An 11,238-nucleotide genomic window follows, 5' to 3' on the forward strand; every position below is an offset into this window, starting at 1 on the left:
CGCGCGGCCCGGACCTTGCCGGCCACCCGCGCCTCCGCCGGCGCGGCCTCGGCGGCCCGGCGGCGGCCGCGGCCCGCGACGGCCGCCACGTGCGGCCGGGGGGCGCTCTGCTCCCGCGTCTGCTCCCGCAGGTAGGCGCCGGTGTTGGTGCGCAGATAGCGCTCCGCGGCGTCCGCCGCCTCCCGTGCGCACCGCTTGCCCATCAGCACGCACAGGCTGTAGCCGGCGTCCTCGAACGTGGCTCGCACCCTGCGGTCCTCGGGAGACGCGAGCGTCGCGCGTTCCCACGCCCGGTAGCGCCGCAGATACCGGGCGACTTCGGTCTTGGCGGGTAGCAGCATGGCGCTGTTCACCTTTCGGAAGCGCTCGATGGGCACGTCTCCCCGACGGTCGGGGCGGAGACCGCGCACGCACAGGCACGGGTCCCGTTCACGGCGCTCGAGACTTTCACTCATGGTGCACGTTCAACGACTCACCGTCCTGTTGGGACTTCAACCAGCCTTTCGGCGCGTTCGCCCCGGTCGGCGCCCTTCGTGTTGCACGAATGGCGTAGCGGCCGCACTGTGGTTCTGACTCAGAGGCAACAAACGCTCACGCTTCGTGCTCGGGGATTCGCCCACCGGGGCGAGAACAGGGAGCGCGAGCCCCGCCGGTGAGGAGCCAACGACGATGAAGAGCGCAGTGCCCTGCTACTACCACCTCGACGTGGAAGTCAGCCCGGAGCGGGTCGGACAGGTCAGGCGCATCCTGGCCGCGCACCTTCGGCTCTGGGACCTGGAGGATCTCGTCGAGCCCGTGTGCGGCGGCGCCGAGATGCTGCTGAAGGCCATCGACGCACACGCGAGGGACAAGCACACGTCCATCGAGATGTGGTGGACCGGCCAGCACCTCATCACCGCGGTCGGGGAGAACAACCACGATCTGCGCCCCGACCAGGACCTGCGGGCCTGCCTGGCCCGCATCGCGGCGACGAGCGACGGCTGGGGGTGCTGCGCCGCCGAGACCGGCAGCAAGATCATCTGGTTCTCGCAGCGGGCCCGCGCCGGGGTGCGCGTCCCGCTCGTCCCGAAGGCCCCGGCCCCCACCCTCACCGAGGGCCTCAAGCCACCGCGCGAACTGCCGGTCGTCGCCCTCGCCCAGCCCGCCGGCGGCCCCGTGGCCGTCCTGGAGGGGGCTCGGTGACGAGGCGCCGCACGAGACGCGAAGGGGTGCCCGTGCCCGTGTGGAGCGGGTACCCCTACCCGCTGGGCGCCGCCTACGACGGGGAAGGCACCAACTTCGCGCTGTTCAGCGAGGTCGCCGACCGCGTCGAACTCGTCCTCGTGGACGACGCCGGCGCCCACCGCGCGGTGGCGCTCGCCGAGGCCGACGGCTTCGTGTGGCACGGCTACCTGCCCGGCGTCGGACCGGGCCAGCGCTACGGCTACCGGGTGCACGGCCCCTGGCACCCGGCCGCCGGCCACCGCTGCAACCCGAAGAAGCTGCTCCTGGACCCCTACGCGCGCGCCGTGGACGGACGGATGGACGACCATCCCTCGCTCTACGAGCGCGCCCCGCACGGCCCCGACCCCGCCGACAGCGCCGGGCACACGATGCTCGGCGTGGTCACCGACCCGTCCTTCGACTGGGGCGAGGACCGCCCGCCGCGCCGGGCCTACTCCGACAGCGTGATCTACGAGGCGCACGTGCGCGGCCTGACCCGCACCCACCCCGACGTCCCGCCCGAACTGCGCGGCACCTACGCCGGACTCGCCCACCCCGCGGTGATCGAGCACCTGACCAGGCTGGGGGTCACGGCCGTCGAGCTGATGCCGGTCCACCAGTTCGTGCACGACGGCGTGCTCCAGGGCCGGGGCCTGACCAACTACTGGGGCTACAACACCATCGGCTTCTTCGCCCCGCACAACGACTACGCCGCCCACGGCACCCGGGGCCGGCAGGTCGACGAGTTCAAGTCGATGGTCAAGGCGCTGCACGCGGCCGGCCTGGAAGTCATCCTCGACGTCGTCTACAACCACACCGCCGAGGGCAACGAGAAGGGGCCCACGCTCTCCTTCCGGGGCATCGACAACGCCTCGTACTACCGCCTGGTGGACGGCGACTGGTCGCACTACTACGACACCACCGGCACCGGCAACAGCCTGCTGATGCGCCACCCCTACGTGCTCCAGCTGATCATGGACTCGCTGCGCTACTGGGTCACCGAGATGCACGTCGACGGGTTCCGCTTCGACCTCGCGGCCACCCTGGCCCGGCAGTTCCACGAGGTCGACCGGCTCTCGGCGTTCTTCGACCTGATCCAGCAGGACCCGGTGATCAGCCGCGTCAAGCTGATCGCCGAACCCTGGGACGTGGGCGAGGGCGGCTACCAGGTGGGCAACTTCCCGCCCCTGTGGTCGGAGTGGAACGGCCTGTACCGCGACGCGGTACGGGACTTCTGGCGCGGCGAGGAGCACACCCTCGGCGACTTCGCGTCCCGGCTGACCGGCTCCGCCGACCTGTACGCCCACAACCGGCGACGGCCGCGCGCCAGCGTCAACTTCGTGACCGCGCACGACGGTTTCACGCTGCGCGACCTCGTCTCGTACAACGACAAGCACAACGAGGCCAACGGCGAGGGCAACCGGGACGGCGAGAGCGCCAACCGGTCCTGGAACTGCGGCGCCGAGGGCGACACCGAGGACCCCGCGATCCTCGAACTGCGCGCCCGCCAGCAGCGCAACCTCCTCGCCACACTGCTGCTCTCGCAGGGCATCCCGATGCTCTGCCACGGCGACGAGCTGGGCCGCACCCAGGGCGGCAACAACAACGCCTACTGCCAGGACGACGCCACCTCCTGGATCGACTGGCGGCTGACCGGGGAGCAGCGCCGGCTCGCCGATTTCACCCGGTACGTCATCGGCCTGCGCACCGCCCACCCCGTGCTGCGCCGCCGCCGCTTCTTCCGGGGCGAGACCGCGACCCGCGACGACCAGCCGCTGCCCGACCTGGTGTGGCTGCTGCCGGACGGCCACGAGATGGCCGAGGAGGACTGGCGGCGCTCCGACGCGCACTCCCTGATGGTCTTCCTCAACGGCGACGCGATCGCCGAACCCGATCCGCACGGCCGGCCGGTCGTGGACGACTCGTTCCTGCTGCTGCTCAACGGCTACTGGGAACCGGTCGGCTTCCGGCTGCCCGGCCCCGGCTACGGCGACCGCTGGACCGCCCTCATCGACACCGCCGAACCGCAGGGCCCCCCGGACGAGGCGGAGCACAAGCCGGGCGGCGAACTGCGCGTGGAGCCGCGCAGCCTGGTGCTGCTCACCCGCCCGCCGCGCACCGGGCGCACCGGCGGCGGCTGACCGGCCGCCGTACGTGCGCGAGGGCCGCCCCGCTCGTGGGGGTGGCCCTCACACCCGTACGGCGGGGGAGGAGGCGGTCAGGCCTCGCGGCGGGAGGTGACCGTGAACTGCGCCCCGTCGGCGTCGCGCAGCACGACCTCCTCGGGACCCTCGCGCAGCACGCTGCCGCCGTGGCTCTCGGCCGCCCGCGCGCAGGCGGCCACGTCGGCGACCCGGAAGTGGATCTGCCAGTGCGGCCGGATCGTCGGATCGGGGGCCGCCCCCAGCGCCCCCGACTCGATGCGCGCGACGATCTCGCCGTGGCTGCGCAGCACCACCTCGTCGCCCTCGTAGCGGACCTCGACACAGCCCGGCCGCTCCGAGGCCCAGTCCAGGACCTCGCCGTAGAAGATCGCGGCGTCGAAGGCGTCGCGGGTGTGCAGCCGGATGAAGGCCGGCGCCGCCTTGCGCCAGGTCTCCCAGTCGGTGAACAGGTCGCCCTCCCAGATGCCGAAGGTCGCGCCGTCGCGGTCGGCCAGCAGGGCGGCCCGCCCGGGCGGCAGCGAGATCGGGCCGACCGCCGCCGTGCCGCCGCGCTCCTGCGCCCGGGAGACCGCCGCGTCGGCGCTCGGCACGGCGAAGTACGGCGTCCAGGCCACCGCCATCTGCCACATGGAGGCCACCGCCGCGATCCCCGCCACCGGCGCGCCGTCCACCAGCGCGATGCGGAAGCGGTCGCCGAGCTTGGCCGAGCGCCACTCCCAGCCCAGCACCGCCCGGTAGAACTCCTCCGTGGCCTCCAGGTCGCGGCTGGTCAGACTGACCCAGCACGGCGCCCCGCACACCGTCTGGGTGGAGACGACGCCGGTCGAAGGGGTGGCGGAGGGTGTCGCGTCGTGGTTCATGGCACGTCCTGGTCTCGTCGGCCGGTGGCCACCGGTCTCACACCAGTGTCGGACCGGCGTCCCGGGGGCGCCTGCCGAGTACCCTGCGCGGGTCCCCGAAACGGCGCCCGACCTGGCCCGCGACCCGTCAGCCCGTCTCGGCGAGCAGCTCCTCGCGCAACTGGGCGAAGCAGCCGCTGAGCAGACGCGACACGTGCATCTGCGAGATGCCGAGCTGCTGCGCGATCCGGCTCTGCGTCATCCCCCGGAAGAACCGCAGGTAGAGGATCATGCGCTCCCGCTCGGGCAGTGCCTCGAGACAGGGCCGCACCGCCACCCGGTCCACCACGAGGTCGTAGCGCGGATCGGCCTCGCCGAGGCCGTCGCCGAGCGCGTAGCCGTCGGTTCCCGGGACCTCCGCCTCCAGCGACAGCGCGGCGAAGCAGTCCAGCGCCTCCATGCCGGTGCGCACGTCGTCCACGCTGAGCTGGGTGTACTCGGCGATCTCCGCGACGGTCGGCGGCCGGCCCGGCGTCGTCTGGGCCAGCTCCTTGGCCGCCCGCCGCACCCGGTTGCGCAGGTCCTGCACCCGGCGCGGCACGTGCAGGGTCCACATGTGGTCGCGGAAGTGCCGCTTGATCTCGCCGGTCACCGTCGGCACGGCGTACGCCTCGAACGCGTAGCCGCGGGCCGGATCGTAGTGGTCGACGGCCTTCACCAGGCCGAGCGCCGCCACCTGGTACAGATCCTCCAGGGCCTCGCCGCGCCCGCGGAACCTGACCGCGATCCGCTCGGCCATGGGCAGCCACACCTGGACCAGCTCGTCGCGCAGCGCCTTGCGCTCGGGTCCGTCGGGCAGCGCGGCGAGCCGTTCGAAGGCCGCGGCGGTGTCGGGCGCGTCGTCGTGCGGATGGGCCTTGGTTCTGCCGGTGGTACGCATACGCTGCGCCTCCCTCAGCAGGTGCTGGATGGGCGGACACCGCGGGGAGACGCGGGCAGGGGGCTCCCGGAGAGACACCGGGGTCCCGGCGCGCGCCGGCTCCCACGGACGTGCCTCCGGTCCGAAGCACTCGAATGCGGATTCACGGGTACGGCGATTTCAGAGCCATTCCGAAATGCGCCGGCCGTGCACGGCCGCATGAATCTCAATTGTCGACCCGCGCTCGGCGAATTGCCACCGCAGGGAACGCTGTGCATTTCAACGACGGAACAACGACGGAACAACGACGGAAAACGAGCGCGCACCGGCGCCCGCGGCGAGCGCGCGGTCTTGACCCTCCCATGGGAACATTACCTCTGCTACAGAGGTAATCTGGCGGCGTGGAACCAGAGAACCCGCGGGGCGAGGACGCCTACGCCGACGACCTGGCCGACGCGCTCGTCGGCGTCCAGCGGATGATCCGGCGCCGGCTGCGCGCCGGCCTGACCGTGGCGCGGCTGCGCGGCGCCGAGGTCGAGCTGCTGCGCCTGATCGAGGCCCGCCCGGGCATCGGCGTCTCGGACGCCGCCAAGGAACTGCACCTGGCCGGCAACTCCGTCTCCACGCTGGTCAACCAGCTGGTCCGGGACGGCCGGCTGGTCCGGGAAACCGACCCCGCCGACCGGCGGGCCGCCCGCCTGCTGCTCACCGAGGCCGCCCGGACGCGGCTGCGCGACTGGCGCGAGCGCCGCGCGGCCCTCGTCCGCGGCCAGGTGGAGCGGCTGGCGCCGGCCGACCGGGACGCCCTGCGCGCGGCGATCCCCGCCCTGCGCAGGCTGGCCGAGAACCTGCACGAGGAGGCCGACCGCCCATGACCGGGGACCCCGCCGACACCACGACCGCCACCGAAGCGGCCCACGACAGCACCGGCCCCACCGCCGCCCGGGACGGTTCCGCCGCCCAGCCGGGCGGCCCCGACGCCGTCGCCTGCGCGGGGCTCGTCTACGCCTTCGGCGGCACGAACGCCGTCGACGGCCTCGACCTGACCGTACGGCCGGGCGAGGTGTTCGGACTGCTCGGACCCAACGGCGCCGGGAAGACCACCGCCATCCGCTGCGTCACCACCCTGCTGCCGGTCCCGGCCGGCATGGTCCGCGTCTTCGGCCGCGACCCGGCCGACGACCGGATGGCCGTACGCCGCCTGCTCGGCTACGTCCCCCAGCAGCTGTCCGCCGACGCCGCCCTGACCGGCCGGGAGAACGTCACGCTCTTCGCCCGCGTCTTCGACGTCCCGCGCCGCGAACGCGCCGCCCGGGTCGCCCAGGCGCTGGCCGCCGTCGACCTCACCGAGGCCGCCGACCGGCTGGCGAAGACCTACTCCGGCGGCATGGTCCGCCGTCTCGAACTGGCCCAGGCCCTGGTCAGCGCGCCCCGGCTGCTGATCCTGGACGAGCCGACCATCGGCCTCGACCCGATCGCCCGCACCGGAGTGTGGGAGCACATCAACGCCGTACGCACCGCCACCGGCATGACCGTCCTGGTCACCACGCACTACATGGACGAGGCCGACCAGTACTGCGACCGGGTCGGCCTCATGCACCGCGGCCGCGTCCGCGCCCTCGGCACCCCGGCCGAGCTGCGCCACGGACTCGGCGAGCGGCGCCGCGCCGAGGGCGGCCCCGCCGACGGCGCGCCGCCCACGCTGGAGGACGTCTTCCGGGAGGTGGCCGGCAGCGGCCTCGACGACAGTTCAGGAGATTTCCGCGATGTCCGAAGCACCCGTCGCACCGCCCAGCGTGTCGGCTGACCCCGCCGCGGCCGACGGCATCGGCCTCCTGGTGCGGCCGCCGCGGCCGCGCGCCGGCTGGCGGCTGCTGCCCGCCCGGGTCGGCGCCATGTGCGTGGTCGAGCTGCAGAAACTGCGCCACGACCGCACCGAGCTGTACACCCGCGCGGTCCAGCCCGCGCTGTGGCTGCTGATCTTCGGCCAGACCTTCACCCGCATCCGGGCGATCCCGACCGGCGGCACCCCGTACATCGACTTCATGGCGCCCGGCATCATCGCCCAGTCCGCCATGTTCATCGCCATCTTCTACGGCATCCAGATCATCTGGGAGCGGGACGCGGGCGTGCTCAACAAGCTGCTGGTCACGCCGACCCCGCGCTCGGCCCTGGTGACCGGCAAGGCGTTCGCCGCCGGGGTGAAGTCGCTGATCCAGGCGGTGGTCGTCATCGTGATCGCCGCGCTGCTCGGCGTGGCGCTGACCTGGAACCCGCTGCGGCTGCTCGGCGTCGCCGCGGCCGTGATCCTCGGCTCGGCGTTCTTCTCCTGTCTGTCCATGACCATCGCCGGGATCGTGCTCAGCCGCGACCGGCTGATGGGCATCGGACAGGCGATCACCATGCCGCTGTTCTTCGGCTCCAACGCCCTGTACCCGGTCGCCGTGATGCCCGGCTGGCTCCAGGCGGTCAGCAAGGCGAACCCGCTCAGCTACCAGGTGGACGCCCTGCGCGGACTGCTGCTGGGCACTCCGGCGCACCTGGGCGCCGACTTCGCCGTCCTGGTGCTGGCCGCCGCGGCCGGCATCACCGCGGCCTCCGCCCTGCTGGGCCGGCTGGCCCGGTGAACCCCCGCGGCGGGCCCGCCGGTCCGACCGGTCGGACGGCCCGCCGCGCACCGCGCCCCGACGTGATGTACGGCACCCCCGCGGCGGCCGCCCCGGGGCCGCGATCGGGGATATCTCCAGCGCACGGCTTGATCGTTGATCAAAGCGGTGGAATTACCTGGCCACGGCGCATTCCGCGCATTTGACAGTCTCCTTCGCCCACAGATAGGAAGCAGCTCTGAAGTCGAGAGGTTGCATTGTGTACGAGCCGAACGTGGTCGGGGACTGGCACGAGTACGACGAGCACGCCGGTCTGCGTGTCCGCGTGCACGGTCTGGAGCAGGCCGAGCCGCCGCGCGGACGCGACGACGCGGCCGAGGGCCTGACGTACTTCCGCCTCCGGGTCACCGTCGAGAACCGCGGCTCGCGGCCCTTCGGCCTCCATCTGGAGGACGGCCAGCTCGACGTACGGATCGGCCCGGACGGGGAGAGCGCGTTCGTCGACTGGCGCAACTCGCAGTTCATCGAGGGCTACGACGTCCATCCGCTGCGCCGGGCCACGGCGGTGCTGTACGCGGCGGCCCCGGAGGCCGCCCTGAGCCAGGTCGACATCCAGGTCCAGCTGCGCGTCGAGGACGAGTGGACCGGGCGCAGGCTCTGGTCCGGCGGCATCGGCGTGCAGGAGGCGCCCGTCGGCGCGGGCTCGCCGTGCTGCGCCGCCCAGGGCACCCTGGCCCACCAGGTCAGCAACTTCCTGCGGGACCAGGCGGAACCGGGCGCCGCCGGCTGACCCCGCCGGCGCCGCCGGATCACCGCGCTCACGCCGGACGCCCGCCCCGCGGATCTCCGCCGGGCGGGCGTCCGGCGTCCCGCGGCCCGGCGCCGCTGTTCAGCGTGCGGCGACCGGCGCCCGGCGCGCGGTGCTCAGTGCGGGATGCCGTCGATGATGTCACGGGCGCCCTGGCGCAGCAGGGCCACGGCGACCGAGGTGCCGAGGGTGGCGGCGTCCAGACGGCCCGCCCACTCGTGCGCGTTCAGCCGGGTCTTGCCGTCGGGGGTGAACACGCACGCCCGCAGGGACAGCTCCCCGCTCCGGTCGACCCGCGCGTACCCGGCGATCGGGCTGTTGCAGTGCCCCTGGAGCACATGCAGGAACATGCGCTCGGCGGTCGCCGCCCGGTGGGTGTCGGCGTCGCCGAGGTCGCTCACCGTACCGATCAGCTCGCTGTCGCCCTCGCGGCACTGGAGGGCCAGGATGCCCGCGCCGATCGGCGGCATCATCGTCTCCGGGGACAGCACCTCGCTGATCACGTCGGCGCGGTCGATGCGGTCGAGGCCGGAGGCGGCCAGCAGCAGCGCGTCCGCCTCCCCGGCCGCCAGCTTCGCCAGCCGCCGGTTGGCGTTGCCGCGGAACGGCACGCAGGTCAGGTGCGGGTGCGTCGCGGCCAGCTGGGCGATCCGCCGCACCGCCGAGGTGCCGATCCGGGTGCCGGGCGGCAGCTCGTCGAGGGTGAGACCGCCCGGATGGACGAGCGCGTCGCGGATGTCGTCCCGCTTCAGGAACGCGGCGAACGTGGTGCCCGCGGGCAGCGGCCGGTCGGCGGGCACGTCCTTGAGGCAGTGCACCGCGAGGTCCGCCTCGCCGGCCAGCAGCGCGGCGTCCACCTCCTTGGTGAACGCCCCCTTGCCCTCCACCTTCGACAGCGCGCCGAGCCACTTGTCGCCGGTGGTCTTCACCGGCACCACCTCGGTGCGCACCCCGGGGTGCAGGGCGGCCAGCTCGGCGCGGACGCGCTCCACCTGGGCGAGCGCCATCGGTGAGTCGCGGGAGACGATACGGATCAGTTCCGGCACGGACATGCGGGACACGATAGACCGTCGGCCGGCTCCCCGGCGCCGCTCACCGTCCGGCGCCCCGCCCCCCTGACGCGCCCTCACCTCGCGGGGCCGTCCGGCAGATCCGCCGCCGACTCCTCCGGGGTGAGGTCCGGGCGCAGCCGCAGCCACGACGGCTGGCGCAGCAGACCCGCCCGGGTACGGACGCTGTAGCGCACCTCGCCGACCAGCCGGGGCAGCACCCAGTGCGCGCCGCGCACCGCCGGCGCCGGATCGAAGGGGCACACCCGCGTCGCCAGCCCCGCGAGGAGATCGGCCAGCTCGGTCCGCTCGGCCTCGCTCCAGCCGGTGCCCACGCTGCCGACGTAGCGCAGCCGGCCGCCGCCGCGCTGGCCCACCAGCACCGCGCCCGGCAGCCCGGTCAGCCGTCCCTTGCCGGGCAGCCAGCCGCCCACGACGACGTCCTCGCTGAGCATGTTGCGGATCTTGATCCAGGCCCGCGAGCGCACCCCCGGCTCGTACACCGAGTCCAGCCGCTTGCACACCAGCCCCTCCAGGCCGTGCTCGCGGGTGGCGGCCAGCGCCTGGGCGCCGTGCCCGACGACGGCCCGCGGCGTCGACCAGCGCGGTCCGTCGAGCGCCAGCGCCGCCAGCCGCTCGCGCCGCCGGGCGTAGGGCAGCGCGAGCAGCGGCTCGGCGCCGAGGTGCAGTACGTCGAACAGCACGAGGTGGACGGGGACCCGGGCCGCCCGGCGGGCCGCCAGGGCGGGGGAGTGCGCCAACCCCATGCGGTGCTGGAGCAGCTGGAAACTGGCCCGGCCCCGCTCGTCCAGGGCCAGGACCTCGCCGTCCAGCACGGCCGGCGTCGCGCCGAGGGCCGCGCCGAGCGGACCCAGTTCCGGATAGGCCGCGGTGATGTCCTCGCCGGAGCGGGCCCGCAGCACCAGGGAGCCGTCGCCGGGCAGGTAGGCCACCGCCCGCTGGCCGTCCTGCTTGGTCTCGTACGCCCAGCGCGCGTCCTGCGCGGCCGGCGGCAGGACGCCGGGCGTGGCGAGCATGGGAGCGATCATCGGCAGGGTCACGGCTGAGGTCTCGACGCCCGCCCCCGCCGCCAAGCCCGCGCCCGGCCGCTGTGCCCCGATTCGCCGCGAACTTCCCCCCGAATGCCCCCGGAACGGGCCTCCGGGCCGTACTTACCGTCCAGTAGGATCGCGCCGCAGTCCATTCGAGGAGGAACCGTGCCCCGGTCCGAACGCTCATCGCTGCTGCTCGCCGGCCTGCTGGCCACGGCGGGCGTCGCCCACTTCGTCTCCCCGCGCCAGTTCGACGCGATCGTCCCGCGCGTCCTGCCGGGCTCCCCGCGCACCTGGACCCGCGCCAGCGGCGTCGCCGAACTCGCGCTGGCGGCCGGCGTCGCGCTGCCCCGCACCCGCCGGGTGGCGGCCCGCGCCACGGCCGCCTTCTTCGTCGGCGTCCTCCCGGCCAACATCCAGATGGCCGTCGACTGGCGCGACCGCCCCGCACCCCAGAAGGCGGCGGCACTCGGCCGCCTGCCGCTCCAGGTCCCCCTGGTCCTGTGGGCCCGTAGCGTCGCCAAGGGCGCCCGCCGCCCGGCGTGACCCGGACGGGAGGCACCCGGCCGCCCCGGTCCGCCGTGTCGCGCTTGAGGG

At 74.0% G+C, this 11,238-nt stretch carries 12 protein-coding genes; 7 read left to right on the plus strand and 5 right to left on the minus strand.

Translation table 11 applies throughout. The annotated features are described in order from the left end of the window. The coding region (locus tag ABEB07_RS29770) for a DUF5133 domain-containing protein (protein WP_345671181.1) at positions 1-341 on the minus strand (341 nt) is incomplete at its 3' end. A gap of 328 nt (positions 342-669) precedes the next feature. Between ABEB07_RS29770 and ABEB07_RS29775 the strand changes: the two genes are divergently transcribed. Beyond that, positions 670-1,182: a pep a2 gene (locus ABEB07_RS29775; protein ID WP_164589481.1), complete on the plus strand. Its 513-nt coding sequence runs from the start codon at positions 670-672 to the stop codon at positions 1,180-1,182. After that, positions 1,179-3,344 (plus strand): glycogen debranching protein GlgX, encoded by a 2,166-nt coding sequence (glgX, locus tag ABEB07_RS29780; protein ID WP_176147871.1) that lies wholly within the window; start codon positions 1,179-1,181, stop codon positions 3,342-3,344. Before ABEB07_RS29775 ends, glgX begins: the two co-directional genes overlap by 4 nt. 77 nt (positions 3,345-3,421) lie before the next feature. Here glgX and ABEB07_RS29785 read toward each other — a convergent pair whose 3' ends face one another. Next, on the minus strand, positions 3,422-4,228 hold the full coding sequence (locus ABEB07_RS29785; protein WP_176147870.1) for a VOC family protein: 807 nt from the start codon (positions 4,226-4,228) through the stop codon (positions 3,422-3,424). A gap of 127 nt (positions 4,229-4,355) precedes the next feature. Then, on the minus strand, positions 4,356-5,147 hold the full coding sequence (locus tag ABEB07_RS29790) for an RNA polymerase sigma factor SigF (protein ID WP_164589513.1): 792 nt from the start codon (positions 5,145-5,147) through the stop codon (positions 4,356-4,358). A gap of 455 nt (positions 5,148-5,602) precedes the next feature. Between ABEB07_RS29790 and ABEB07_RS29795 the strand changes: the two genes are divergently transcribed. The 4 genes from ABEB07_RS29795 (at position 5,603) to ABEB07_RS29810 (ending at position 8,522) form a co-directional block, all read left to right on the plus strand. Next, positions 5,603-6,001: a MarR family winged helix-turn-helix transcriptional regulator gene (locus ABEB07_RS29795; protein WP_345671218.1), complete on the plus strand. Its 399-nt coding sequence runs from the start codon at positions 5,603-5,605 to the stop codon at positions 5,999-6,001. Further along, on the plus strand, positions 5,998-6,933 hold the full coding sequence (locus tag ABEB07_RS29800) for an ABC transporter ATP-binding protein (RefSeq protein WP_345671184.1): 936 nt from the start codon (positions 5,998-6,000) through the stop codon (positions 6,931-6,933). The genes ABEB07_RS29795 and ABEB07_RS29800 overlap by 4 nt, the downstream gene beginning before the upstream one ends. Next, positions 6,893-7,753 carry an ABC transporter permease gene (locus ABEB07_RS29805; RefSeq protein ID WP_345671185.1) on the plus strand — a complete coding sequence of 287 codons (861 nt, stop codon included), beginning with the start codon at positions 6,893-6,895 and terminating at the stop codon, positions 7,751-7,753. The genes ABEB07_RS29800 and ABEB07_RS29805 overlap by 41 nt, the downstream gene beginning before the upstream one ends. 238 nt (positions 7,754-7,991) lie before the next feature. Further along, positions 7,992-8,522, plus strand: coding sequence for a hypothetical protein (locus ABEB07_RS29810; RefSeq protein WP_164581777.1), 531 nt, complete (start codon positions 7,992-7,994; stop codon positions 8,520-8,522). A 134-nt stretch (positions 8,523-8,656) separates the two neighbouring features. On the opposite strand, the gene hemC is transcribed toward ABEB07_RS29810, so the two are convergent. Together hemC and ABEB07_RS29820 are read right to left on the minus strand one after the other, a co-directional pair. Next, on the minus strand, positions 8,657-9,592 hold the full coding sequence (gene hemC / locus ABEB07_RS29815; RefSeq protein ID WP_164588689.1) for a hydroxymethylbilane synthase: 936 nt from the start codon (positions 9,590-9,592) through the stop codon (positions 8,657-8,659). Positions 9,593-9,666: 74 nt separating this feature from the next. Continuing rightward, positions 9,667-10,650, minus strand: a complete 984-nt coding sequence (locus ABEB07_RS29820) for an ATP-dependent DNA ligase (RefSeq protein ID WP_345671186.1) — start codon at positions 10,648-10,650, stop codon at positions 9,667-9,669. 156 nt (positions 10,651-10,806) lie between these two features. Here ABEB07_RS29820 and ABEB07_RS29825 point away from each other — a divergent pair, with 156 nt between their 5' ends. After that, complete coding sequence (locus tag ABEB07_RS29825; protein WP_176147866.1) at positions 10,807-11,187, plus strand: DoxX family protein; 381 nt, start codon at positions 10,807-10,809, stop codon at positions 11,185-11,187. Positions 11,188-11,238: the final 51 nt, after the last annotated feature.

It is taken from the genome of Streptomyces similanensis, from assembly GCF_039543625.1.
Lineage (GTDB): Bacteria > Actinomycetota > Actinomycetes > Streptomycetales > Streptomycetaceae > Streptomyces > Streptomyces similanensis.